At 42.6% G+C, this 23,161-nt stretch carries 29 protein-coding genes; 11 read left to right on the top strand and 18 right to left on the bottom strand.

Features of this window, described 5'->3' with window-relative positions:
• Positions 1-143: 143 nt before the first annotated feature.
• The gene (locus G6W43_RS04265; protein WP_103608691.1) at positions 144-1,709 is read left to right on the top strand and encodes a flavocytochrome c; all 1,566 of its coding nucleotides are present in this window, start codon (positions 144-146) and stop codon (positions 1,707-1,709) included.
• Positions 1,710-1,738: 29 nt separating this feature from the next.
• Here G6W43_RS04265 and G6W43_RS04260 read toward each other — a convergent pair whose 3' ends face one another.
• Both G6W43_RS04260 and G6W43_RS04255 read right to left on the bottom strand, forming a co-directional pair.
• A complete protein-coding gene (locus G6W43_RS04260) occupies positions 1,739-1,966 on the bottom strand; it encodes a replication/maintenance protein RepL (RefSeq protein WP_223227547.1) in 228 nt (75 codons plus the stop codon).
• Positions 1,967-1,973: 7 nt separating this feature from the next.
• Positions 1,974-2,333: a diacylglycerol kinase gene (locus G6W43_RS04255; RefSeq protein WP_194169239.1), complete on the bottom strand. Its 360-nt coding sequence runs from the start codon at positions 2,331-2,333 to the stop codon at positions 1,974-1,976.
• Between the two features lie 53 nt (positions 2,334-2,386).
• On the opposite strand from G6W43_RS04255, the gene G6W43_RS04250 reads away from it, so the two are divergent.
• Complete coding sequence (locus G6W43_RS04250) at positions 2,387-3,145, top strand: exodeoxyribonuclease III (RefSeq protein WP_194169238.1); 759 nt, start codon at positions 2,387-2,389, stop codon at positions 3,143-3,145.
• On the opposite strand, the gene G6W43_RS04245 is transcribed toward G6W43_RS04250, so the two are convergent.
• The gene (locus G6W43_RS04245; protein WP_194169237.1) at positions 3,142-3,699 is read right to left on the bottom strand and encodes a manganese efflux pump MntP family protein; all 558 of its coding nucleotides are present in this window, start codon (positions 3,697-3,699) and stop codon (positions 3,142-3,144) included. The genes G6W43_RS04250 and G6W43_RS04245 overlap by 4 nt on opposite strands.
• A 108-nt stretch (positions 3,700-3,807) precedes the next feature.
• Here G6W43_RS04245 and G6W43_RS04240 point away from each other — a divergent pair, with 108 nt between their 5' ends.
• Both G6W43_RS04240 and G6W43_RS04235 read left to right on the top strand, forming a co-directional pair.
• Positions 3,808-4,557 carry a DUF4197 domain-containing protein gene (locus G6W43_RS04240; protein WP_194169236.1) on the top strand — a complete coding sequence of 250 codons (750 nt, stop codon included), beginning with the start codon at positions 3,808-3,810 and terminating at the stop codon, positions 4,555-4,557.
• On the top strand, positions 4,554-5,432 hold the full coding sequence (locus G6W43_RS04235; protein WP_194169235.1) for a DMT family transporter: 879 nt from the start codon (positions 4,554-4,556) through the stop codon (positions 5,430-5,432). Before G6W43_RS04240 ends, G6W43_RS04235 begins: the two co-directional genes overlap by 4 nt.
• On the opposite strand, the gene G6W43_RS04230 is transcribed toward G6W43_RS04235, so the two are convergent.
• Positions 5,429-6,154, bottom strand: coding sequence for a class I SAM-dependent methyltransferase (locus tag G6W43_RS04230; protein ID WP_103617403.1), 726 nt, complete (start codon positions 6,152-6,154; stop codon positions 5,429-5,431). The two genes, G6W43_RS04235 and G6W43_RS04230, sit on opposite strands and share 4 nt — an antisense overlap.
• Before the next feature lie 46 nt (positions 6,155-6,200).
• On the opposite strand from G6W43_RS04230, the gene G6W43_RS04225 reads away from it, so the two are divergent.
• Positions 6,201-6,593: an acyl-CoA thioesterase gene (locus G6W43_RS04225; protein WP_149718668.1), complete on the top strand. Its 393-nt coding sequence runs from the start codon at positions 6,201-6,203 to the stop codon at positions 6,591-6,593.
• Here the strand turns inward: G6W43_RS04225 and G6W43_RS04220 are convergent.
• Complete coding sequence (locus tag G6W43_RS04220; RefSeq protein WP_194169234.1) at positions 6,584-6,943, bottom strand: Fur family transcriptional regulator; 360 nt, start codon at positions 6,941-6,943, stop codon at positions 6,584-6,586. The genes G6W43_RS04225 and G6W43_RS04220 overlap by 10 nt on opposite strands.
• Positions 6,944-7,088: 145 nt before the next feature.
• Here G6W43_RS04220 and G6W43_RS04215 point away from each other — a divergent pair, with 145 nt between their 5' ends.
• The 4 genes from G6W43_RS04215 to G6W43_RS04200 are packed head-to-tail and all read left to right on the top strand — an operon-like array spanning position 7,089 to position 11,097.
• Positions 7,089-8,006: a metal ABC transporter solute-binding protein, Zn/Mn family gene (locus G6W43_RS04215; RefSeq protein WP_194169233.1), complete on the top strand. Its 918-nt coding sequence runs from the start codon at positions 7,089-7,091 to the stop codon at positions 8,004-8,006.
• 2 nt (positions 8,007-8,008) lie between these two features.
• A complete protein-coding gene (locus G6W43_RS04210; protein ID WP_194169232.1) occupies positions 8,009-9,502 on the top strand; it encodes a nickel/cobalt transporter in 1,494 nt (497 codons plus the stop codon).
• On the top strand, positions 9,499-10,281 hold the full coding sequence (locus G6W43_RS04205) for a metal ABC transporter ATP-binding protein (protein ID WP_194169231.1): 783 nt from the start codon (positions 9,499-9,501) through the stop codon (positions 10,279-10,281). Before G6W43_RS04210 ends, G6W43_RS04205 begins: the two co-directional genes overlap by 4 nt.
• Before the next feature lie 9 nt (positions 10,282-10,290).
• Complete coding sequence (locus G6W43_RS04200) at positions 10,291-11,097, top strand: metal ABC transporter permease (protein ID WP_194169230.1); 807 nt, start codon at positions 10,291-10,293, stop codon at positions 11,095-11,097.
• A gap of 9 nt (positions 11,098-11,106) precedes the next feature.
• On the opposite strand, the gene G6W43_RS04195 is transcribed toward G6W43_RS04200, so the two are convergent.
• From G6W43_RS04195 to tig, 13 genes are read right to left on the bottom strand one after another with little or no spacing between them, the layout of a single operon-like run.
• Positions 11,107-11,418 (bottom strand): type II toxin-antitoxin system RelE family toxin, encoded by a 312-nt coding sequence (locus tag G6W43_RS04195; protein ID WP_087583404.1) that lies wholly within the window; start codon positions 11,416-11,418, stop codon positions 11,107-11,109.
• Entirely contained in the window at positions 11,415-11,654 is a 240-nt protein-coding gene (locus tag G6W43_RS04190; protein WP_087583405.1) for a hypothetical protein, read from the bottom strand. The genes G6W43_RS04195 and G6W43_RS04190 overlap by 4 nt, the downstream gene beginning before the upstream one ends.
• A gap of 52 nt (positions 11,655-11,706) precedes the next feature.
• A complete protein-coding gene (locus tag G6W43_RS04185; RefSeq protein WP_194169229.1) occupies positions 11,707-13,032 on the bottom strand; it encodes an MATE family efflux transporter in 1,326 nt (441 codons plus the stop codon).
• A gap of 38 nt (positions 13,033-13,070) precedes the next feature.
• Positions 13,071-13,208 (bottom strand): hypothetical protein, encoded by a 138-nt coding sequence (locus tag G6W43_RS04180; protein WP_194169228.1) that lies wholly within the window; start codon positions 13,206-13,208, stop codon positions 13,071-13,073.
• Positions 13,199-13,417, bottom strand: coding sequence for a VOC family protein (locus G6W43_RS04175; protein WP_194169227.1), 219 nt, complete (start codon positions 13,415-13,417; stop codon positions 13,199-13,201). Before G6W43_RS04175 ends, G6W43_RS04180 begins: the two co-directional genes overlap by 10 nt.
• Positions 13,418-13,431: 14 nt before the next feature.
• Entirely contained in the window at positions 13,432-14,157 is a 726-nt protein-coding gene (locus G6W43_RS04170; RefSeq protein WP_087583407.1) for a TerC family protein, read from the bottom strand.
• On the bottom strand, positions 14,150-14,737 hold the full coding sequence (gene purN, locus G6W43_RS04165) for a phosphoribosylglycinamide formyltransferase (RefSeq protein WP_009295075.1): 588 nt from the start codon (positions 14,735-14,737) through the stop codon (positions 14,150-14,152). Before purN ends, G6W43_RS04170 begins: the two co-directional genes overlap by 8 nt.
• A complete protein-coding gene (locus G6W43_RS04160; protein WP_194169226.1) occupies positions 14,719-16,122 on the bottom strand; it encodes an NAD(P)H-hydrate dehydratase in 1,404 nt (467 codons plus the stop codon). The genes purN and G6W43_RS04160 overlap by 19 nt, the downstream gene beginning before the upstream one ends.
• A 1-nt stretch (position 16,123) precedes the next feature.
• Positions 16,124-17,629, bottom strand: coding sequence for a YifB family Mg chelatase-like AAA ATPase (locus G6W43_RS04155; protein WP_149712411.1), 1,506 nt, complete (start codon positions 17,627-17,629; stop codon positions 16,124-16,126).
• Positions 17,626-18,144, bottom strand: a complete 519-nt coding sequence (gene def / locus G6W43_RS04150) for a peptide deformylase (RefSeq protein WP_103614072.1) — start codon at positions 18,142-18,144, stop codon at positions 17,626-17,628. Before def ends, G6W43_RS04155 begins: the two co-directional genes overlap by 4 nt.
• A 1-nt stretch (position 18,145) precedes the next feature.
• On the bottom strand, positions 18,146-19,180 hold the full coding sequence (locus G6W43_RS10790) for a GGDEF domain-containing protein (RefSeq protein ID WP_107943984.1): 1,035 nt from the start codon (positions 19,178-19,180) through the stop codon (positions 18,146-18,148).
• Positions 19,181-19,188: 8 nt separating this feature from the next.
• Entirely contained in the window at positions 19,189-19,779 is a 591-nt protein-coding gene (gene clpP, locus G6W43_RS04140) for an ATP-dependent Clp endopeptidase proteolytic subunit ClpP (protein WP_004317374.1), read from the bottom strand.
• On the bottom strand, positions 19,779-21,110 hold the full coding sequence (tig, locus tag G6W43_RS04135) for a trigger factor (protein ID WP_149712412.1): 1,332 nt from the start codon (positions 21,108-21,110) through the stop codon (positions 19,779-19,781). The genes clpP and tig overlap by 1 nt, the downstream gene beginning before the upstream one ends.
• Positions 21,111-21,247: 137 nt before the next feature.
• On the opposite strand from tig, the gene folE reads away from it, so the two are divergent.
• On the top strand, positions 21,248-21,820 hold the full coding sequence (folE, locus tag G6W43_RS04130; RefSeq protein ID WP_004317386.1) for a GTP cyclohydrolase I FolE: 573 nt from the start codon (positions 21,248-21,250) through the stop codon (positions 21,818-21,820).
• On the top strand, positions 21,817-23,124 hold the full coding sequence (fliI, locus tag G6W43_RS04125) for a flagellar protein export ATPase FliI (protein ID WP_004317323.1): 1,308 nt from the start codon (positions 21,817-21,819) through the stop codon (positions 23,122-23,124). Before folE ends, fliI begins: the two co-directional genes overlap by 4 nt.
• The last annotated feature ends 37 nt before the right edge of the window (positions 23,125-23,161 follow it).

The raw sequence follows: 23,161 nt of genomic DNA, 5'->3' as shown, positions 1-23,161 counted from the left end.
AAAATAGTGTCAATAAATATTACCAAAGTCCGCCTAACTCGCACCTAGCTTTAATAAAATTTAATTTAAAAAATTAATTAGCAAATTTAAATAAAAAAGTCGTATAATCTAATAAGCAATTATCTTACTTCAAAGGAGAGAGCATGAAAAATTCAGGTTTATCTAGAAGAGATTTTGTGAAATTTAGCGCTATCGGAGCCACGGCACTTGGCATGGGCGCTACAAATTTAATGGCTAGTGCGATGAACGAAAAAGATGTCAAATGGGACGAGGAGTATGACGTAGTCATCATCGGCTCAGGCTTTGCAGCTCTTGCAGCTGGTGTGACATCAGCCAAAAAAGGCAACAAAGTCGTTTTGATCGAAAAGATGGGCCGCACAGGTGGCAACTCTGTCATCAACGGCGGAATTTTTGCCGTTCCAAATAGCGACATGCAAAAGAAAGCTGGCATCAAAGATAGCACAGAGCTATTTATCAAAGACTGCTTGAAAGCAGGTCGAGGCATCAACCACGTTGATCTTTTGGCAAAGATCGGCGAGAGAGCGCAAGATGCCTACAAGCTCACACTTGATTGTGGTGCAAAATATATCGATCAGATCACTCACGCAGGTGGTCACTCAGTGCCAAGAAGCCTTCAAACAGAGGTCGGCAGTGGCGCTGGCATCGTGCTTCCTATGACTGCGACATTTGAAAAATTAGAGGGCGCGTCGATCAAAAAAAGGACAAAATTTGATGATTTTGTCTTTGACGACAAGGGCGCAGTTGTAGGCGTCATCGTCAGAGAAAACTACAAATTTGATGGCAATTTGATGAGTGACGACGTCGAAAACAAAGGCGGCGATACAAAATATATAAAAGCCAAAAAGGGCGTTGTGCTAGCAGCTGGCGGCTTTTGTAGAGATAAAATTTTTAGGCGTCTTCAAGATCCGAGGATCACACCTGAGACAGACTCAACTAACCAACCAGGCTCAACAGCAGGCGCGCTTTTAGCGGCATTTAGAGCGGGTGCTTATCCAGTTCAGCCAAGCTGGATCCAGTACGGCCCATGGGGATGTGCCGATGAGACAGGCTTTGGCGTGGGATCGATGTTTAACGTAAATGGCGCTTTTCCATTTGGAATTTCAGTCGATCCAAGAACTGGCAAACGCTATATGAACGAGCTAGCTGACCGCAGGACAAGAACTGAAGCGATGTTTAAAGTCATCCATGAAAAAGGCGAAGACGATAAAAACTTCCCTATCAACTTCTGCGACTCAAGAGCCCTTCCTCACATGCTCCCAGCCCACTATGAAAAGGCTATCGCAGCTGGAATTTGCAAGAAATTTGACACACTTGATGCTTTGGCAGCTGAGTATAAGATCCCAGTTGATGAGCTCAAAAAAACAGTCGCAAGATACAACGAATTTGTTAAAAAAGGCGTTGATGAGGATTTTGGCAAGCCAGTTGTTGCGACTACGACAAAGGGCATTGATATCTCAGTTCCGCCGTTTTACGCAGAGCGTGGCACGCCAAAAGTGCACCACACAATGGGTGGCCTAAATATCAACACAAAAGCCCAAGTCATGAACTCTCAAACAGCTATGCCTATACCAAATTTATATGCAGCTGGCGAGATCACAGGTGGCGTTCACGGAGCCAGCCGTCTAGGATCAGTTGCGATAACTGATTGCTTGACATTTGGTATGATCGCTGCTGAGACCATAGGCTAAAACTACTAGTGGCAGGCATTTGCTTGCCACTATAAATTTTTAAATCTATAAACCCCGTTTTTTACTCGCTCAAAAATTTTCTTCTCTTCAAGCAGCTTAAACGTGCTTATCACGGTTGGTTTGCTCACATTTAGCTTCTCGCAAATTTCTGAAATTTTAAGCATTATAAAGCCATTTTCATCGCTTAGCTCGCAAAGTAAATTTATGATCTCTACCTTTTTCTCGCCAAGCAGCACCTTGTAAATTTGCTCTTTCACGCTAATCTCAAAATTTATAATATATAGCCACGCACCAAAGCGCGCCACATAAGAAATTTGCGATCATCACGGCAGCACTTCCAGCGTCCTTCGCTGCCTTTGCTAGGGCATGATAGTCTGGGCTTGCAAGATCAGTCACTCGCTCTAGGCTCGAGTTTAGGCACTCGCAAACTAGCACAAATGCCATGCTAAAGATCAAAAATAGGTTAAAAATAAGGTCAAATTTCCAAAAAAATAGCGAAATGCTAGCTACCAAAAATATGCAAATTTCTATCCGAAAGCTCTTTTCGTTTTTAAAAATTTCAGCCAAACCCTCTCTTGCGTAGCCAAAATTTTTAAAAAATTTATACGTTGGCTGGTTTCTCATAACTTTCCTTTTTGTGATTTTTGGCATAATTATAATTAAAAAAAGGATGAAATTTGAAACTTATTAGCTGGAACGTAAATGGGCTGCGCGCAGTCGTGGCAAAAGATGGCTTTGGCTGGCTTGATGAGGTTAAGCCTGATTTTTTGGGGCTGCAAGAGATCAAGGTCAAAGAAGATGACGTGCCAAAAGAAATTTACAACCTTGGCTTTAAAGATATCAGTGTAAATTCAGGCGCAAGGGCTGGTTACTCTGGGGTGATGAGCCTTGCTAAATTTGACGTGCAAACGCAAAAAGCGGCCTTTTTTGACGACACGGAGGGGCGAGTTTTGGAGCATAGATTTGATGATATCGTGCTTTTTAACATCTACTTTCCAAACGGTCAAAAGGACGACGAGAGGCTAGCTTACAAGATGGACTTTTACGAGAAATTTCTAGCTTACTGCAAAGAGCTTGTAAAAAGCGGCAAAGAGGTGATATTTTGTGGCGATGTAAATACCGCTCACCGCGAGATCGACCTGAAAAATCCAAAGGCAAACGCCAAGACTTCTGGCTTTTTGCCTATCGAGCGAGCGTGGATAGATGAGGTTTTAAAAAGTGGCTTTATAGATACCTTTAGAGCCGTAAATGGCGACGTTACGGACGCCTACTCGTGGTGGAGCTACCGCTTTAATGCAAGGGCAAAAAACGTAGGTTGGAGGATTGATTATTTCTTCATCTCGCAGGGGCTAAAAGATAGGCTAAAAGACGCCTTTATCCTGCCAGAGATCACCGGCAGCGACCACTGTCCAGTTGGCATAGAGATAGAAATTTAGAGCACGCCCTCTTCTAGCAGGTGGGTGATTAGGATTTTACAGCCTAGAAATATAAGTATCGCGCCACCTAAAAAAAGCGCCTTTTTCTCTAAAATTTCACCCATAAATTTACCGATGTAAAAGGCGGCTAGGCTTAGCACAAAGCAGACTACGCCGATGATGAGCGCACTCTCAAATACATTAACCGCTTCAAAGCTAAGCGTGACACCGATGGCAAGCGCGTCGATGCTCGTGGCAAATGCACCTATAAAAATGGTCTTAGTATCCATACTTAATGACTCGCCAGCCTCACTGCTACAGGCCTCTTTTAGCATTTTAAAGCCAAGAAAACAAAGTATAAAAAATGCGATGAAGTGATCAATGGAGCTTATAAATTTAGCAAAGCTAATGCCTAGAAAATAGCCAAGAAGCGGCATGAGAAACTGAAAAAAGCCAAGCATAAAAGCTATAAATAAAATTTTGCCAAAGCCAAGGCTTTTATACCTTGCGCCGTTTGCCATATTTAGTGCCGCACTATCCATGCTAAGAGCGAAGCTAAGAAGTAAAAGCTGCATAAATTCCCCTCAAAAAAGGGTGAATTCTAGTGCAAAAATATTAAATTTATTTTAAGCGTTTAGATATTTTTTGTATGATTTTGCTTTAAATTTAAAAAAGGAGAGAAGATGAAAAGAACTCTTGTTATGCTTTGTGGCGCGCTTGCTTTAAATTTGCAAGCCGCAAGCATGGATGATATGATAAATAAAGGTGTCAAAATCGCCACTCATGCATCAAGCGGCGACTATAAAAGCTTAGTTGGCGAGGCGCTAAATGCCGCTGTGAGCGAGCTTTCAAAAGAGGGCTTTATAAACAACGCCACAGCTAAAATCCCGCTTCCAAAAAGCCTTGAAATGGCGTCAAATTTAGCCAAAAAAGTGGGCGGCGAGAAGTGGGCGCAAGACCTTAGCAAGTCGATAAACAACGCCGCAACCACGGCCGTGCCAAAGGCTGCTGAAATTTTTAGTGATAGCATAAAAAATATGAGCGAAGCTGATGTCAAAAAGCTCTTTAATGGCGGCAGCGATAGCGTTACGAAGTATTTGCAGCAAAGCTCCAGCCAAAAGCTAAAGGCGGCATTTACGCCGATAATCGAGAAAATGATGAGTGATAATAGCTTTGCTACTGCCTATAATGGGCTAAATTCTTTCATCGGTGGCTCAGCAAAAAATAACGAAACGATAAAATCAGTGAAGAGCCTAGCTAAAAATTTAGGCGCAAGCGAATATGTGCCAGATGAAGGCGAAGATCTAAACGCCTATATCACGAGAAAGACGCTAGATGGGCTATTTAACGTGATGAGCGAGAAGGAAAAGGGGCTAAGAAGCGGCTTTAGCCTAGATAGCGGCAAAAAGGTGCTTGACTCGATCTTTAAATGAGAAATTTAAGCGCTCAAAACAAAGCCGACATCGCTCTTATCGTAGTTGCCGTCGTTTGGGGCGCTACGTTTTTACCCATGGCAAACGCGCTAAAGACAAATGGCGTCTTTGTCATGCTCTTTTGCCGGTTTTTTCTCTCGGCTATCTTTATGGGCTTTGTCGCGCTTAAATTTACTAAGAAATTTGACAAAAAGAGCGTCATCTACGGCATTATCCTTGGCGCGGTGCTCTTTTTATCATTTGCCACGCAAACTTACGCCCTAAAGCTCACTTTTAGCTCGAGCGTCGCCTTTATCACGGGACTTGAGTGCGCGATAGTCCCTTTTATGGCGGCTTTTATTTTTAAAAATAAGATAAGTATTTTTGCCATTTTGGGCGCTATGATCGCTATTTTTGGGCTTTGGCTCTTAAGTGGCGCCACGCTCGCACTTGGGAGCGGAGAGGCACTAGCGCTTGTTTGCGCGATATTTTATGCGCTTTATACTACGCTAAATGGCCACTTTGTAAGAAAGAGCGAGCTTTATCTGCTTGTCTTTGTGGTCTTTCTCACAAATGCCATGCTTTCGCTTGTTTTTGCGCTTTTTCAGGGCAGTATCGTGCCAAAATTTGATAGGGAATTTTTCATAGCGATATTTATCACGACGGTGATTGGCACCATATTTTGCTACTTTGTGCAAACGATCGCTCAAAGATACACGACCGCTAGCAAGGCAGCCTTGTTTTTCTGTCTAGAGCCAGTCTCTGCTGGGCTAATAGGCTACTTTTTTGCTGGCGAGCTACTTAGCATCTGGCAAATTTTTGGAGCCATGCTAATCATCTTTGGCGTCATTTTTAGCGAATTTGGCAAGCAAATTTGCTCTAAATTTAAGCCTTAAAAGACAAAAAGCTTCATTTGCGAGTCTATTTTTTCATCTATAAACTCGCCCTCAAATCTCTCTTTTAACATTGCTAAAACCATCTTTTCATCGTAGTTTTTAGCTCCGTTTATCTCAAGGTGCCAGCAGATATTTTCAGCTGCTTCTTGCACGCTTCGTCTAGCGATCCTAGTTTCGTTTAAAATTTGACTCTTAAAAGCGATGCCTTGCTCATTTAGCCACGCTTCGAGCCTATCTACGACATTTTTTTGAGAGAGCACGCGACCAAATTTTTCAAAAAATGGCTCAAGCAGATCAGAGCTTCTAGGCTTGTCCCAGCCAAGATAGAGCTTTTGCTTGGCACAGTTTTGAAATTTCGCAAAGTCTTCGTCGCTTGCAATGGCTGGGCTCATCGTGCAAATAGCGATATCAAAGAGCCTTGCTGGCTTAAATTCTCTCCACGAGCAAACCTCGCTGGTTAAATTTGTCACGCCAAATCTCTTTGCGTCCTCGTTTAAAATTTCTATCATCTTTTCTGAGCTATCGATGCCAGTTATATGCTTAGCCGTTTTTGATAAAAATATGCTCCAAACGCCTGTGCCACAGCCGATATCTAAAATTTCTTTGCCGTTAAAGTCTATCCCCCAAGCCAAGGCTTTACCATAAATTTGCTGCTGGATAGCGCTGATCTTGCCGTCAAATCTTTGGTAGTTTGACGCCTTTTTATCCCATAAATTTTGCATTTTAGCTCCTCTTTTTTGGTTATAATTTTAGCAAAAAAGGTCAAAAATGAGAGATTTTATATATCGCGTCACCATCCCGCCACAAGCTATCGACATGCACGGACACATGAATAATGTCTATTATTTCACGCTTATGCAAGAGGCCGCATTTGCCCACTCTGCTGCTGTTGGCGACACGGTCGAGGCACAGTATAAAAGGGGTGAAATTTGGCTCATTAGAAAAAATGAAGCAAAATATATAAAAAGCGCAAAGCTGATGGATAAGATAGAAATTCACACCTACACGCAGACTGAGGGTAAGGCGACATCTTGCAGATATTTTGAGTTTAAAAAAGATGGCGAGCTAATAGCAACTGGCAAGACAGAGTTTGTCTATATCGATCTAAAGACAAACCGCCCAAAAGCTATCCCGGCTGAGATCATCGCGCTTTACTCGTGACCGCACTCGTTGCAAACGCCCTTTATCACGGCGCTTTTTATATTTTTAGCGACGCTTAGGTGGGGCATGTCGATGTTTGTCACCTTGTGGCAGACGTCGCAGATGAAGTAGGCTTTGGCCTCATTTGCCAGCTCGTAGTAGCTCTTGTGGTTGTTTTCGGTTTTTATCACGAGATTTTCTTTTTCGAAAATTTCCATACTTCTATAAAAGGTCGTCTTGTTTGCGTCAAGGCTCTCTAAAATTTCATCGTAGCTTAGCGGCGCCTTGGCGTTTTGCAAAATTTCAACAAGCTTTATGCGAAGCGTCGTAGCCTTGATGTTGTGCTCTTCTAAGAAATTTCTCGCGTTCATCTTTACCCTTTTGATTTTTCGTATATTAACGCTAAAAGATTTAAACTATATTTAAAAGAAAAGGCTAAATTTAGGCTTTTGCTTTTTAAGTTGCAACCAAGTTGCATTTTGCTAAACTTCGCAATTATTTTTTAAAGGAGAGATAATGAGAAAAATTATCGTTTTTTTAGCTGTTTGTGCTTTGTCTCTTTTTGCAAAGCCGGTTGTGACTACTAGCATACTGCCAACGAAATTTTTTGTCGAGCAGATCGCAGGAGATACGCTAGATGTAAATGCGATGGTTGGCAAAGGGGCTGACCCACACACCTATGAGCCAAAACCAAAGCAGATGAAGGAGCTTGAAAAGAGCGAGCTTTACTTTGCTATCGGCATCGAGTTTGAGGACGCGTGGCTTGATCGCTTCTCAAAGACGTTTAAAAATTTACGTATCGTAAAGACGCAAGAGGGCATCGAAAAGATCGCTATGAGCGAGGAGCATGAGCATGAAGAGCACCACGAGCATAAGCACGAGGGCGAACATAAACACGAGCACCACGACCATGGCGCTCATGACCATCATGATCACCATCATCACCATGACGGTCTTGACCCGCACATCTGGCTTGACCCTATCTTGGTAAAAACTCAAGCTGATAATATCGCTAAGGCGCTAATAGAAAAATTCCCGCAAAATGCAAAGCTTTATGAGGAGAATTTGGCTAAATTTAAAGCTAGCCTTGACGAGCTTGATGGCTTTATCAAAAACGCTCTAAAAGATGTCAAAACTCGTGAATTTATCGTATATCACCCATCTTGGGGCTACTTTGCAAAGCGCTATGACCTAGAGCAGATCGCTATCGAGGTAGAGGGCAAAGAGCCAAAGCCAGCTGAGCTAAAAGAGCTTATAGAAGAGGCTAAAGAGCACGGTGTAAAGGTCATTTTCGTAGCTCCACAATTCCCAACAAAGGCTGCAAATTTGATCGCAAAAGAGACTGGCTCAAAGGTCGTCATGATAGATCAGTTGCCTGAAAACTGGCTAGCCGAGATGAAAAAAACGGCTGAAATTTTCGCTAAAAGTCTATAAAAATGTTAGCACGCCTGATCGTCATTTGCATACTAGCCATAAATGCCTTCGGGTGTGCTCTATGCTCGCTTTATAGCCCAACAGCTCACGTTAGCGCGAAATTTGTAGCTAACGAAAATAATATCACGCAAATAGCCTTTACTTGGACTTTTTCGCAAAATTTCTCAGATCTGATGAAGCAAAATTTTGACCTCAATCAAGATGAAAAGATAGATGATAAAGAGCTTAGAAAGATCCGCTTAAATTTACTAGACTACCTCGTGCCAAGGCACTATCTAACGGACATTGAGTACTATTACAAAGACGAAAACGCCACTATAATAGAGCCAAATTTAAATAATTACAAGCTCTACTTTGACGAGGGCAGGCTTAAATTTGATGTTAGTTTTAAGACAAATTTAGTGATCGCTGACGGACTTGTCGTGTCGGTTGATATGGAGGACAAAGAGGGCTATTTTAACTTTAAATTCACGCAAAATAACGCATTTTTGGTGGGTGAAAGCTTCTGGGCGATACCAAATTCAAACTCAAATTTGATATTTTTTACATTTTCAAGCAAAGAAGCAGCCAAAGCTCACAACGAAAAGCCAGCGCTTAAAGAGCTGCTAAAAGAGCCAGTAGCCAGCGTGAGCGATGAGAATTTAAGCCAGATAGATAAGATTGATGAGGCTAAATTTGACATCGTTTCAAAAACTAGCCTAAGCTTGCTTGATAGGCTAAAGCAAATTTTAAGAAGCGTGGATTACAAAAGTCCGCTTGCGCTGCTATTTTTAGCGTTTATCTCATTTGGCTATGGCTTCTTGCACGCTGCTGGCGCAGGTCATGGCAAGGTGCTAACAAGCTCATATTTTGCCGCAACTGGTGGCAGCTACAAAAGGGCGTTTTTATTTGCGTTAAAAATCGGCTTTTTGCATGTTGTGGGCGCATTTGTCTTTGTCTTTGCTAGCTTTTTGTTGCTACGAGAGGTGAGTAACGACCTTACAAAGGACACAGCTAGCATAACGACCGCGTTTTCTGGAGTTGTGATCTTTTTTGTGGCGATTTTTATGCTCGTTAAAAAGATCAAATTTTATCTATCAAACAAAAATGAGACTAAATTTTATATTTTTAGCTCAAATCTAAGTCAAAATTTGAGTAAAAATACAAAATTTACAAGTGATTGTGGCTGTCAAATTTGCTCCACTAAAAAGCCAAAGAGCAAAGAGGAGTGGCTAGTAGCGGCTGCTGCGGCTCTTGTGCCCTGTCCTGGCACGATACTAGTCTTTGTGCTGGCAAATGAGATAGGTAGCTACTTTGCAGGCGTGATAAGTGGCCTGTTTATGGCACTTGGCATGAGCGTGGTGATATTTGTAGCGGCAGTTTTTGGCTCAAAGATCAGCACGAACATTAAGCTAAAAAAGTTTAAAATCTACGCAGAATTTGCAGCCCTTGGCATCATGCTTTGGCTTGGACTTTTCATTTTTATCACGACATTTACGCAAAAGAGCCTGTTTTGAAAGATATTATAAAAATTAGAAATTTAAACTTTAGCTACGATAAACAAGTCGTTTTAGAGGATATAAATTTAGACTATAGTAGCGACGAGTTTTTAGCGATAATTGGTCCAAATGGCGGGGGCAAAAGCACGCTTTTAAAGCTCATTTTGGGTCTGCTTAAGCCTCAAAGCGGCGAGATCAAGCTCTTTGGTAAAGAGCCAAGCGAGGTAAGTAAATTTATAGGCTACGTGCCACAAAATTTCCTATCAAATCAAAGCTTTCCGATGATGGTTTTAGAAGTCGTTTTAATGGGGCTAATCGATAAAAAAATCTTTGGTTTTTACTCAAAAGATGAAAAAGCCCTAGCGCTAAGTGCCCTTGAAAAAGTCTGTATGAGGGAGTTTGCAGATGCAAGGATCGGCGAGCTAAGTGGCGGTCAAAGGCAGCGCGTCTATATCGCTAGAGCGCTTTGTGCAAACGCAAAAGTGCTCATCTTAGATGAGCCAACGGCAAGCATCGACACAAAAGGGCAGGCTGAAATTTATGAAATTTTAAAGGGTATAAACGCAAATGGCGTGGGTGTGGTTTTGGTAAGTCACGACCTGAATATCGTGCTAAATTACGCTACAAAGATCGCTTACGTGAGTAAAAATTTACACATTCATAAAACGCATGAAAACCTTGCAAAGAGGGAATTTATCGAGCATCTAGCTAGAACACATAGCCATTTTTGTGATGTCGAGATCGCACTTGGCGAGTGTGGTTGTGAAAAAACAAAGAGCAATGTTTTTAAATTTTAAAGAGAGAAAATGAGTGAAATTTTAGAGTTAAATTTTATGCAAAATGCCTTTATTGCGAGCATTTTAGTAAGCATAATATGCGGCATGATAGGCTCGCTTGTGGTGATAAACAAGATGACTTTTATCGCTGGAGGCATCGCACACGGCGCATATGGCGGCATAGGGCTTGCATTTTTCTTCTCGCTCGAGCCGCTTTTTGGAGCGAGCATATTTTCGCTATTTTTAGCGCTCATTATCGCCACGATCACGCTAAAAGATAAGACAAACATTGACTCCGTAATAGGCGCTATTTGGGCGATTGGCATGGCGATTGGCATCATTTTCATCGATCTAACGCCTGGCTATAACGCCGATCTTATGAGCTATCTTTTTGGCTCGATCCTTGCAGTTAGCGGCACAGATATTATCTTTATGAGCGTTTTAGACCTCTTGTTTTTGGCTCTCATCGCACTTTTTTACCGCCAGTTTGTGGCGATCAGCTTTGATGCGGAGTTTGCAAAACTTCGCGGGGTAAATACGACATTTTTTCACTATCTGCTAGTTTGTATGATGGCGCTTTGCGTGGTGGCTACGATCCGTGTCGTGGGGCTAATACTTGTCATCGCGCTACTTACCATACCGCCATATATTGCTCAAATTTTTGCCAAAAGGCTGGGGCTCATGATGCTAATCTCAACCATTTTTTCTATCATTTTTTGCTTCAGCGGGCTTGTGATTAGCTTTTACTTTAACCTCACAGGTGGAGCCAGCATCATCTTAGTCGCCTCGCTTTGCTTTTTTGCGTTTAGCTTTAAATTTAAAAGCTTGAGGAGTTAAATTTAGCTCTTAAGAAGATTTTTCTGCTTTTTCTTTTAGCTTTAAAAGTAGTTTTACGTTTTTGTCTAAGTAAGCTTCATCTCTTTTTACGATATTTAAAAGCAGGATTATTAGTTCGTCGTCTTTTAGCAAGCAAATCAAGCGATAATCACCAACTCTATAACGCCAAAGTCCGTTTAAATTTGCTACTAGAGCCTTTCCACTATCACGCGGGTCTTTTAGGGTTTCTAGTTTTTCGAGAGCCTTGATGATTTGCTTTTTAACAGAGCCATCAAGTTTGTTAAAATTTACCTTTGCTTCATCGGTAATGATAACTTTCATAAGCAGTTTTCTTTTTTGAGTTCATCAAGCGTCGTGCCTTTGCTGTTACTTGCTACAAATCTAGCATAAATTTCCTCAGCCTCTTTTGCATCTTTTATATCCAAAACATTATCGATCAACTCATCATCTATCTCTACTACTTTGATCTTTTCGCCAAAAAGCTGTTTCATGGCGCTGATGATTTCGCTTGTGATTATAAAGCCATTTTGCCCTTGAAGCATTACTGTGTTAGTCACTTTAGCTCCTTAAAATTTATATTTTGCGAGATTATATCATAGATGTTTGTGGCTAAAATTTATTAGCTCTTTTTAACCTAAAAAGCGTCCAAGCCAAAAAGCAAACTGCCGTAAAATAGACGCTAAAAAAGAGCGCTAGCCACATAAATTTAATCTCAAGTCCTAGCCAAAAGACCACCACGTAAAAGAGCGAGCATTGAAGCACGAGCTGTCTAAAGCCATTTAGCAAAAAGATCGCCACTGGGCGTTTTATGGCCTGTAGCGTGCTGCCTGAGATGTTTATCGTGCCGTAAGCCATGTAGGCAAGTGAGTTGATGCTAAGGTAGAGCTTTGCCACTTCTAGCACGGCTGGCGTGCTGTCAAAGAGCTTGATCGCGCTCTCGCCAAAAAGCCTGATAAAGATGTAGGCAAAGGCGCAGTAGATGAGCAAAAAAAGAAGCGATAGTTTGTAGCACTGCATCGTTCTTTGAAAGCTCTTAGCGCCGTAGTTTCTTGAGATGATGCTAAGCACTCCTGCTGCCATGCCGATGGTTGGAAGCACTAAAATTTGCTCGATCCTTAAAGCTATGCCATAACCTGCCACTGCATTGACGCCGTAAAAGCTCACAAATTTTAAAAGCACGAGCGAGCCAAGCGACATTGAGAGGTAGTTTAGACAAGCTGGCAAGGCTTGCTTTAGTATCTTTGCCCAGACGGCTAAATTTGGCACGAAGTAGCCTAAATTTCTAGGCTCTATCATCTTGCTTTTTCTAACTTTAAAAAAGAGATAGATCATGCCTAAAAACTGCACGCTAGCCGTTGCTAGAGCAAGGCCTTTTACACCAAGAGCAAAGCCAAAAGCAAAAAGATAGCAAAAAAATGCGTTGATAAAAAGGCCGCAAAATAGCCAGTTGCGGTAGCTTTTAGTATCGCCAAGTGCGACTAGAACGCCGTTAAGCGATTTTATAAGCAAGAAAAATGGAGCTGCAAGAAAGATGACACCAGCGTAGTCAAGTGCTTCATTGATGTAGTGATGATCAGCGCCTAAAAGCACTAGCAGATTTGGCGCTAGCAAGTAGCCACAAAGTCCCATAAATAGGGCAAAAAGAAGCACAAAGATGATGCCATTTGCCGCATAAAGTTTAGCCATTTTTGGTTTGTTTGCGCCTAGGCTGTTGCCTATTAGCGCGGTGAGTGCCGAGCCAAAGCCAAGACCGATGCCAACGACACTTAGATAGAGCAAAAAGCTCATCGCCATGCCAGCAACTGCAAGGGTAGAAATTTTAGCGGCGAAAAATGTGCCAGTGACGTTGTAAAGCGTGTTAAACATCATACCCACGCCAGCTGGCAGCGAGAGCGAGATGATTAGTTTATTTAGCGGGTCTTTTAGTAGGTCCAAGCTGTATTCTTGTTAAATTTTATCTGGACTAAGCTCTATCAAATTTCTGCCATAAATATATAAATTTTCATTGCTTTAAGTGCTCCGTTTCGCCTAGCGACGCCAAGCTCGGGCTTTATGCTTTTTGAAAGTAGCTCCAAGCGCACATCTTCTATGTCATTTTTAGCTAAAAGCATATATCAGCGCTACCCTTTGTTGGATGCTTTGCTGCAGGTAAAAACTCGCCCTCAAACCTATGTAAATTTATCTTTTGTGAGCCAAATTTTAGGCTAATGTGACCGTCTTTCTGAGCTGGTCGCATGCCTAAAATGTCGCAGTAAAATTTAAGCGCCTCTTTAACGTCGCTTACGACTATCACGATGTGATCTAAATTTTTTATCTGCATTTTAGCTCACATTTTTACTTTTGATCTCTTGAAGCCCTTTTTCTAGCGTAGATATTTAGGCACTCAACCGCTAGCGAGAAGCCCATCGCAAAGTAGATGTAGCCTTTTGGCACATGCACGCCAAAGCCATCAAGTATGAGCGCAAAGCCAACTAGCACTAAAAATGCTAGCGCGAGCATTTTTATGGTTGGGTTGTTATCGACAAATTCTGAGATCGCCTTTGAGGCAAACATCATCACGCCAACTGCGATGATGACGGCAAGTATCATGATATCGATGTGCTGAGCCATGCCAACTGCGGTGATAACGCTATCAAGCGAAAAGACTATGTCTAAAATGCCTATCTCAAGGATAGTCGCAAAAAATCCTGGATGAGACTTGCTCTCGTGAGCCTCTTCGTGCTTGCCAGTGACGTTTGCGTGGATCTCCATTGATGATTTTACTATCAAAAATAGACCGCCTATTATAAGCACTAGATCGCGTCCAGTGATGCTAAGCTCGCCTATACTAAAGAGCGGCTTTGTAAGCTTCATGATCCAAAATAGCGAAAGTAGCAGGATGATCCTAGTGATCATCGCAAAGCCAAGCCCTAAAATGCGGCCTTTGCCCCTTTGCTCTGGCGGCAGTTTGCCTACTAAAATAGCGATAAATATGATGTTATCTATGCCTAAAACTATCTCCAAGCCAGTTAGCGTAAGTAGCGATATCCACGCCTCTGGCGAACTCAACCATTCAAACATTTACTTCCTTTGTTAAAATTTTTATTATGCTCTCAGGCAAAATTTCATGCTCTATGGCGTGAATTTTAGCCTCCCACTCATCTAAACTCATGCCGTCCTCTCGCTCAAACGCCCTTTGCGCGATCAGTTTGCCCCCATCAAGCTCCTCACTCACGTAATGCACGCTCACGCCGCCTATCATCATGTCGCTCTCAAAGCTCTCCTTTATCGCATGCGCGCCCTTAAAAAGCGGCAGGATAGATGGGTGAAGGTTTATGGCTTTTATCTGCGCCGTAAAAACTGGTGTTAGTATCCTCATAAAGCCTGCAAGTACCGTAAGATCTGCCCCACTTTTTAAAATTTGCTCCACCAAAACAGCGTCAAATTCCTCACGATTTTTAAATTTAGCACTCTCTATGACGAGCGTTTCAAGCCCAAATTTCTTAGCACGCTCTATGCCAAATGCACCAGGTTTATTACAGATACAAAGACAAACTTCTATCTTTACGCCGTTAAAAATTTGATTATGAACTTTTTTAAGTATCGCTTCTAAATTTGAGCCACTGCCGCTAAAAAGCACGGCTATCTTTTTCGTAAGCATTTTACTCCTTTGATGATGTCTGTTGGCTCCAGCGCATAGCTGTTTTTGTCAAAATTTCTAAGACTAAGCGCATGAGCTAAAGTGGCTGAGATGGCAGCATCTAGCGGTTCATAGCCTTGAGCCAAAAGTGCTAGTACAAGACCGCTTAGCACGTCGCCGCTGCCGCCTTTTGCAAGCGCGCTTTTACCATAAGGCATGACGTAAATTTGCCCATCTTTGGCGATTATGGTGTTTGCCCCTTTTAGCACAAGCACAGCCTTAAATTTCTCGCTCCAAGCCCTCGCATAAGCGTATCTGTTTTCTTGCAAGGTTTGCACATCTATATCGGCTATTTTGCAAATTTTTAAAAGAGAGCAAAACTCCTTTGGATGAGGTGTCAAGACGCAGTTTTCGCTTAGCAGCTCAAGCACTTTTGGGCTGTAAAAGATATCAGCGTCAAGAACGAGCTTTTTGCCCTTTAAAATTTCTACGTCAAGCTCTTCTACGCCTTTTTTGCCAAGCCCCATGCCAAGGGCTCCAGCGTTCATTTTTTCACTTATCTTGCTAGCTTGCATGATGTGTGTTGGTAAATTTAAACTCTGCTCGCCTATCACGCTAACTAGCCCAGCCCCAAAGGCAAATGCCGCCTTTGCGCAAAGCTTGCTAGCCCCTATGTGCTCGCCAGATATGATAAATGCGTGGCCAAAGTCGCCCTTATTTACGCACTGATTTTTTCTATTTGGAAGCATGAGGTCGCATTTTTCAAGCAGATGATAGTCGCTCTCGCACTCGTAGTTTTGCGCGCTTATACCAAGAGTAGCGATCTTTATCTTGCCCACGTAGTCCTTTGCCACGTCACTATAAAGCCCTAGCTTTCTAGCTCCCATCGTGATGGTGGCGTCTGCTTTTACGCAAGCGCCAAGCACTTTGCCCTCGCTACTTAGTCCGCTTGGCACGTCGCAAGCGATGATATAAGCGGGGCTGGCGTTTATTTTTGAGATGAGATTAGTTAAATTTTGATCCAAAGCTCTATTTAGCCCTGAGCCAAAAAGCCCGTCTATGAGGCATTTTGCGCTATTTAAGCTATTTTCTATCTCTTTGCTCTCTCGCACGCCAGCAATTTTAGCTCGCTCGAGCTGTTTGGTGGCAAGTGGCTTTAAATTTTGACTAGCTAGGATAAATTCGCACTCATACTCGCCCTCTAGCATTCTTAAAGCGCAAAGCACGTCAGCGCCGTTGTTTCCTGCGCCACAAACGCCAAGCACTCTCACGCCTTTTTTAAATTTCTTACGGATGAAATTTGCTATGGCTGCGGCTGCATTTTCCATTAAAAGCTCTTCGCTAAGTCCAAATTTCTCGCTTGCTCGCTCGTCCAAAACTCTCGTGTCTAAATATAAATTTTTCATTCTATGCCCTAAAACTAAGCGCCTCTAAGATGTGGGGCTTTAAAATTTGCTCGCTCTCGTCAAGATCGGCGATACTTCTAGCCACTCTAAGCGTCCTTTTTATGCCCCTTTGAGAGAGGTTGTACTTTGTGGCAGCCTTTTGCAAAATCTCACTTGCCTCGGCGTTTAACGTGCAAAATTTAGCCACCTGCGCGTCATTTAGCTTGCCATTTAGCTCCGTTTGATCACGCTTTTTTTGAAATATAAAGGCTTTTAAAACCATCTCGCTCATCTGCTGTGAGCTCAAACTAGCCTTGTCATCTGGCGAGCTCTCATCCATCGCGACCTTTAAGTCTATGCGGTCAAGCACTGGGGCAGAAATTTTGGCTTTGTAGTTTTTTATCTCATTTTCACTGCATTTGCAGTTTAGGTTGCGTGAGAATAAATTTCCACAAGGGCATGGATTTTGCGCAGCTACGAAGATAAATTTAGTCTCATAAGTCACTTTTGAATTTACCCTTGCGATGTGGATTTGGTTGTCTTCAAGCGGCTCTCTGAGGCTTTCTATCACCTGTTTAGCAAAGTGTGGGAACTCATCAAAAAATAGCACTCCGCCATTTGCAAGTGCGATCTCGCCGATCTTTGCGACGTTTGAGCCACCGCCAAAGATCGAGCTTTTTGTCGAGGTGTGGTGTGGTGAGCGAAAGGCTCTAGTGCTTGTAAATTCGCTATCTTGCAGGTTTAGCGATCGGTAGGCGGCGGACTTTAGCACCTCTTCTAGGCTTTGTGGCGCCATGATATAAACTAGGCGTTTTGCGCACATGCTCTTACCGCTGCCCGGGCTGCCTTCAAATAAGATATTGTGCATGCCAACGGCTGCGATAACGCAGGCTCTTTTGGCTCTTTCTTGGCCTAAAACGTCCTTAAAATCAAGCTCGAAGTTTAAATTTGGAACATATCTTTTGCCGCCAACTTCTATCACATTTGAAAATAGCTCGTGCGTGGCGCTAAAATGCATGCTTTTTGCAAATTCTGCGTCGCTAAAAAACTTGATCGCCTCTTCTAGTGTGCCAACGCCGTAAATTTCTAAATTTGGGATCATCGAGGCTTTGGGCGCTATCTCTTTTGGCACTAAAATTTTTGCCTTTTGCACCTGCGTGCTTAAAAAAAGTAGGATAGAGAACAAATTTGCCGTGCTTTTTACACTGCCATCAAGCCCAAGCTCTCCAAAAACAAAAATTTTCTCCAAGCTTTTTGCCTTTTGAAGAGCGATGAGAAGTGCGATACTTAGATCAAAATGTGAGCCACTTTTTGGCAGGTCTGAGGGGGATAAATTTATGGTTATTTTTTGAGCGGGAAAGGCAAAGTCAAGCGCTAAAAGGGCCGCCTTTACGCGCTCTGTGCTCTCTTTGATGCTGGTGCTTGCAAGGCCCACGATACTAAAGCCAGGAAGCCCACGCGAAAAGATAGACTCAACATCAATGATCTTTAGTCCGTCGCCGTAAGTAGCACATTTTAGGGACTTCATGATGTCTTTTCTTTTTTCTGCTTTTTGTATTCCTTGTCGAATTTTTTGCGTTTGTTAAAGCCTATTTTTTCTATAAAAAGATGTCCGTCTAAATGGTCATTTTCATGCTGGATAGCGATCGCTAGTAGCCCGTCAGTTTTTAAGGTCTGCTCTTTGCCAAAGCGGTCTTGAAATTTGATGCTAACGACCTCACTTCGCTTAACGTCCTCGTAGTAGCCAGGCACGCTAAGGCAGCCCTCTTGATAGACGCACTCGCCCTCACGTAGCTCAAATTTTGGGTTTATGATCTCGATTAAATTTTCTCTATCTTGCACGCCCTCTTCGTTGGCTAAATTTATGATAAAAATTCTCTTTGCAACGCCTATTTGTATGGCCGCAAGACCGATGCCTTCTTTTGCGATCATCGTCTCATACATATCATCAAGAAGCTTATGAAGCTTCTCATCGAAAACTTCAACCTCTTTTGAAATTTCATAAAGTTTTTTATTTGGATAGGATAAAACTTCTAGGATCAAACTAATTCTCTGCTTTCTCGTCTAAAAATAGTGGCTCATTTAGGTCTTGGTTGGTCTCTAGCTTGTCAAGTGCGTGAGAGAGCAACTCTTCGGTGCTTTTCATCTTTGAGATCATGCTTGAGACGATCTGCACGTCTAGTTTGCACTCTTCATTGTCGATCTTCCAAGGCATAGATGAGAGCATGTTTAAAATTCTCGCGCACGCTTGTTTTGTGCCGTTTTCGTCGGTGTATTTCATCACCATAGCAAAGCAGCCATCGCCGTAGTGTGCGACTATATCGCTTCTACGTGAAGTTCTTAAAAGAAGCTGCGACATGCTTTTAAACATATTGTTTCGCTCTTTTAAATTTTTAACGCGGTTTGCAAATTTATCTTTTATCTTAACTAGCAAAAATGAGGCATTATAGCCGTAGCGCCTAACAGACTCGATCTCGCTGCTTATGGTCGCTACTAGAAATTTCTTGTTATAGACCTCGTAGGTCGTATCGTAGATCGACTGCTCTTCGATCGCCTTAAACATCTTGCCGACCTCTTCGTAGCTCATCTTGATGACGTCAAGGTGCTTATCCATGAGGTCGTTTAGCTTGATGAGGTCTTGGTTAAAGGCGCTTAAGACATTTTGCAGCGCAAGGACATTTGTGTTGTTTTTAAGCCCATCCATACGCTTTTGCACTAGGCTTCTCATAACGCCTAAATTTTTATAGATGAGCACGACTGCTTGAAGCATGCTCTTTATCTGGATAAAGCCTTGTTTTACCTCTTTTTCGATAGAGATGTTGCCATTTGTCGGCACTGAGCTTTCAGAATTTGCCACGATGATATCGCCGATCTCTTTTCTAAACTCATCTGACTGCCCATCAAGCATCTTTTCAAAGTAGATAGAGTAGTTTGTCGGCGTAGATGGGACGTTGTCGTCGCTTAGTTCGTGCAAAACGTCCTCTGAAAATTTATAGATATTTACCTTTTCTTTTTTGACAGCTGGTTTTGCTTCAGCTGCTTTTTTCTTTGGATCTGGTGCGTTATCTATCTTTATCACTTTGGGCCTTATTTAAAACTTTTCTCCAAAATTTTATCGACAAGTCCGTACTCTTTAGCTTCAGCTGAACTCATAAAGAAGTCACGCTCAGTATCTTTTACAATCTTGCTTAGTTTTTGGCCTGTATTTTTTGCCAAAATTCCATTTAAAATTTCTTTCAAACGTAAAATTTCGCGAGCTTGTATCTCGATATCAGTCGCTTGTCCTCTAGCACCGCCGAGTGGTTGGTGTATCATGATACGAGAATTTGGCAGTGCATATCTTTTGCCAGGTGCGCCACAGCTTAGTAAAAATGCACCCATACTAGCGGCCTGACCGATGCAGATCGTGCAAACATCTGGCTTTATGTAGTTCATCGTGTCATAGATGCTAAAGCCACTTGTTATCACGCCGCCTGGTGAGTTTATGTAAAGGTAGATATCTTTATCTGGATCTTCAGCCTCTAAAAATAGCAGCTGAGCGACGATAGAAGCAGCCATGCCGTCCTCTATCTCGCCACTTAGCATAACGATCCTGTCTTTTAAAAGACGGGAGTATATATCATAGCTTCGCTCACCTCTGCTAGTTCTTTCAACTACGACAGGAACGTAATAGCTCATTACTCAGCCTTCTCTTTTTTGCTTGCTTTTTTCTCGTCTTTTTCTTTATTGAAAAGCTCGCTAAATAGCTTCTCTTCGATCATCGACATCTTTATAGCTGGAAGCATGCCTTGGTTGCGGTACATCTCAAGGTGTGCTTTTGGATCTTGACCGCTTCTATATGCCTCAAAATAGATCGCTTGAACGACCTCTTGATCGCTCACTTTCACGCCTCTTACGCGAGCTAGCTCATCGATGATGAAAGTTAGGCGAACGCTATTTTCAGCGTCTTTTCTGTACTCGTCACGTTTTTTAGCTAGAGCATCTTTGTCTTCTCTAAATTTCTTCATATCGTCTGGAGTAAATGAGCTCCATGCGTTTCTAAACTGCATATCGATCTCTTGCTCGACGATATTTTTTGGCACGTCAAATTTAAATTTCTCAACCGCAGCTTCAGCAAATTTTGGTTTTAGCTCTTCGTTTATAAGTTTATAAATTTTCTCTTGGCGAATTTGCTCTTTTATGCGCTCTTCAAGTAGCTCTTCAGTTGGTTTTTCTTCGTTTGGAAGGATAGTTTTTAGCATCTCTTCGTCTAGTTTTTCAGGGATCTTTCTCTCTTGAATTTCATGAAGTTTGACTTTAAAAACGGCATCTTTGCCAGCTAAATGTGCAGCGCCGTAGTTTTCTGGGAATTTAACCTCGATATCTTTTTCGCCGCCAGCTTTTATGCCTACCATGCCATCTTCAAAGCCTGGGATGAATTGATTTGAGCCGATCTCAAGCACGTAGTTTTCAGCCTTGCCACCTTCAAATGCAACGCCATCAACAAAGCCCTCAAAGTCAAATTTAGCAAAATCGCCAACTTTTAGGCCTCTTTTGCTCTCTACTTTTTCAAGTGGAGCTATCATTTTTAAAAGCTCAGTTTTCTTCTCGTCGATATCTTTTTTCAAAACGCGTGGGTTTGAAAACTCAGGTAACAAGCTCTCATAGCCGCTCACATCGACACTTGGCTTAAATGAAACTGTTAGCTCAACGTCGATCTTGTCATCTTTTCTATCAAATTTTGAAACGATAGGCTCGCCGATAAGGTCGTCATTTTTCTTGCCTGCTTGTTTGATAGTCTCTTCGACTACATCTCTTAAGACATCTTGCTCAGCGTCATTTGTTAGCTCTTTCTCGTAGCGTTTTAGCACGACAGCGACTGGTACATGGCCTTGTCTAAAGCCATCTACTTTCATAGTTTTTGCTGCTTTTTTTGCTAGTTTTTCTACGCTAGACTTTATAGCATCTGCACTTATAGTCGTGCTTGCTAGGGTATTTACGCTATCTAGAGCTTTGATTTTGATTTCCATCGAATTCCTTTATGAATACAAATTTTTAGCCCAAAATATAGCAGAATTTTCCTTATTTCATTGTAAATTTGTAAATTTTTATAGATATAAAAGGCGTTTTAACGTAGAATTTGGCGATAAAATTATGGAGAAAATTTATGCAAGAGAGTTTTGAAAATTCAGTTAAAAATATGCTAACTATCATCGGTGAAGATCCAAACAGAGAGGGGCTTATTAAAACTCCTGAGCGCGTTTATAAAGCTTTTAAATTTCTAACTAGCGGATACGATCAAGACCCAAAAGAAGTCCTTGGTGACGCGCTATTTACCAGCTCAAACAACGAAATGGTTTTAATGCGAAACATCGAGTTTTACAGCCTTTGTGAGCACCATTTGCTGCCTATTATCGGCCGCGTGCATGTGGCATACATCCCAAATGGCAAGGTCGTTGGCCTTAGTAAAATTCCACGCATGGTAAATATCTACGCCAGACGCCTACAAATTCAAGAGCAGATGACCGAGCAGATCGCAAAGGCGCTTGAGGACGTTATCGCTCCAAAAGGCGTTGGAGTAGTCGTCGAGGCAAGGCATATGTGCGTTGAGATGAGGGGAGTGGAGAAGATAAACTCGACTACCACGACCTCTGCGCTTAGGGGCTGCTTTATCAAAAACGCAGACACAAGGCGGGAGTTTTTCTCGCTTATAAATTCGCCTAGGGAAACGCATTTTTGAGCTTAGAGCGCATAAATTCAAGGCTTAAAGAGGGCGTTAAGCTCTCAAATACTTTTGGTGTCATCACAAAGATCACGGCTACTACGATAGAGATCACCGGACTTCGCCCAAGTATCGGTGACATCGTGCGCATAGTAGCAAAAGACAAGAGCAAAAACGGTCTTGGCATGGTCACGCAGATAAAGACAGATGGCGCTTACATCAGCCCATTTGGCTTTGTCGAGGGCTTTAGGATAGGCGACTTTGTCTATGAGAGCGATCAGGGTATGAGCATACCAGTGGGGCCAAATTTACTTGGTCGCGTGGTCGATCCATTTATGAAGCCCATTGACGGCAAAGGGGCGATTGACACGACTGAATATATGCCGATCATGAGAGCGCCGATAGATGCGATGAAAAGGGGGCTTATAAACGAGCCTTTTAGTGTTGGCATAAAGACTATAGATGGGCTGCTTACCTGCGGCAAAGGGCAAAAGCTGGGAATTTTCGCAGGTTCAGGCGTGGGCAAATCAACCCTCATGGGTATGATCGTAAAAAATACGCTAGCTCCCATAAAAGTAGTCGCGCTAATAGGCGAGCGTGGCCGTGAGGTGCCTGAATTTATCGAAAAAAACCTAGGCGGCGACCTAGAGGGCACGGTCATCATCGTAGCAACCAGCGATGATAGCTCGCTCATGCGAAAGTACGGCGCTTTTTGCGCGATGAGCGTAGCTGAATACTTCAAACAGCAGGGCAACGACGTGCTTTTTATTATGGATAGCGTCACACGTTTTGCGATGGCGCAGCGTGAGATCGGCCTTGCACTTGGCGAGCCACCGACCTCAAAGGGCTATCCGCCAAGCTCGCTCACACTCTTGCCACAGCTAATGGAGCGCGCGGGCAAAGAGGAGGGCAAGGGCAGTATCACGGCGTTTTTTACCGTGCTAGTCGAGGGCGATGATATGAGCGACCCGATAGCTGACCAAAGCCGCTCTATCCTAGACGGCCACATCGTGCTAAGCCGCGAGCTAACAGACTTTGGCATATACCCACCTATCAATATCCAAAACTCGGCCTCGCGTGTCATGGGCGACGTGATCGGCAAAGAACACAAGCTAAATGCGATGAAATTTAAGCGCCTTTACTCGCTTTTAAAAGAAAATGAGGTCCTACTTCGCATCGGCGCATATCAAAAGGGCAGCGACAAGGAGCTTGACCTTGCGATCTCGAAAAAAGAATTTATGGAGAGCTTCTTAAAACAAAGCTCAGAAGAGGCCTTTGCACTTGAAGAGGTCGAAGAGCTGCTTGATAAGATCAATCAGTAAAATTTCTCTATAAATTTGACTACTAAAATTTCATAGT

Origin of the sequence: Campylobacter concisus, from assembly GCF_015229965.1 — a bacterium.
In the GTDB taxonomy this organism is placed as follows: domain Bacteria; phylum Campylobacterota; class Campylobacteria; order Campylobacterales; family Campylobacteraceae; genus Campylobacter_A; species Campylobacter_A concisus_BD.
Note: the sequence above shows the minus strand (reverse complement) of the source record. Positions and strands in the feature narration are given on the sequence as shown.

Coding starts and splice junctions, on each gene's coding strand:
- G6W43_RS04170 (WP_087583407.1), bottom strand. CDS start 14,157: ATGTTTGAATGGTTGAGTTCGCCAGAGGCGTGGATATCGCTACTTACG.
- G6W43_RS04175 (WP_194169227.1), bottom strand. CDS start 13,417: ATGCAGATAAAAAATTTAGATCACATCGTGATAGTCGTAAGCGACGTT.
- tig (WP_149712412.1), bottom strand. CDS start 21,110: ATGGAAATCAAAATCAAAGCTCTAGATAGCGTAAATACCCTAGCAAGC.
- G6W43_RS04200 (WP_194169230.1), top strand. CDS start 10,291: ATGAGTGAAATTTTAGAGTTAAATTTTATGCAAAATGCCTTTATTGCG.
- G6W43_RS04220 (WP_194169234.1), bottom strand. CDS start 6,943: ATGAACGCGAGAAATTTCTTAGAAGAGCACAACATCAAGGCTACGACG.
- G6W43_RS04245 (WP_194169237.1), bottom strand. CDS start 3,699: ATGCAGCTTTTACTTCTTAGCTTCGCTCTTAGCATGGATAGTGCGGCA.
- G6W43_RS04240 (WP_194169236.1), top strand. CDS start 3,808: ATGAAAAGAACTCTTGTTATGCTTTGTGGCGCGCTTGCTTTAAATTTG.
- clpP (WP_004317374.1), bottom strand. CDS start 19,779: ATGAGCTATTACGTTCCTGTCGTAGTTGAAAGAACTAGCAGAGGTGAG.
- G6W43_RS04195 (WP_087583404.1), bottom strand. CDS start 11,418: ATGAAAGTTATCATTACCGATGAAGCAAAGGTAAATTTTAACAAACTT.
- G6W43_RS04215 (WP_194169233.1), top strand. CDS start 7,089: ATGAGAAAAATTATCGTTTTTTTAGCTGTTTGTGCTTTGTCTCTTTTT.
- folE (WP_004317386.1), top strand. CDS start 21,248: ATGCAAGAGAGTTTTGAAAATTCAGTTAAAAATATGCTAACTATCATC.
- G6W43_RS04265 (WP_103608691.1), top strand. CDS start 144: ATGAAAAATTCAGGTTTATCTAGAAGAGATTTTGTGAAATTTAGCGCT.
- G6W43_RS04230 (WP_103617403.1), bottom strand. CDS start 6,154: ATGCAAAATTTATGGGATAAAAAGGCGTCAAACTACCAAAGATTTGAC.
- G6W43_RS04235 (WP_194169235.1), top strand. CDS start 4,554: ATGAGAAATTTAAGCGCTCAAAACAAAGCCGACATCGCTCTTATCGTA.
- G6W43_RS04210 (WP_194169232.1), top strand. CDS start 8,009: ATGTTAGCACGCCTGATCGTCATTTGCATACTAGCCATAAATGCCTTC.
- G6W43_RS04160 (WP_194169226.1), bottom strand. CDS start 16,122: ATGAAAAATTTATATTTAGACACGAGAGTTTTGGACGAGCGAGCAAGC.
- G6W43_RS04155 (WP_149712411.1), bottom strand. CDS start 17,629: ATGAAGTCCCTAAAATGTGCTACTTACGGCGACGGACTAAAGATCATT.
- G6W43_RS04180 (WP_194169228.1), bottom strand. CDS start 13,208: ATGCTTTTAGCTAAAAATGACATAGAAGATGTGCGCTTGGAGCTACTT.
- G6W43_RS04225 (WP_149718668.1), top strand. CDS start 6,201: ATGAGAGATTTTATATATCGCGTCACCATCCCGCCACAAGCTATCGAC.
- purN (WP_009295075.1), bottom strand. CDS start 14,737: ATGCTTACGAAAAAGATAGCCGTGCTTTTTAGCGGCAGTGGCTCAAAT.
- G6W43_RS04255 (WP_194169239.1), bottom strand. CDS start 2,333: ATGAGAAACCAGCCAACGTATAAATTTTTTAAAAATTTTGGCTACGCA.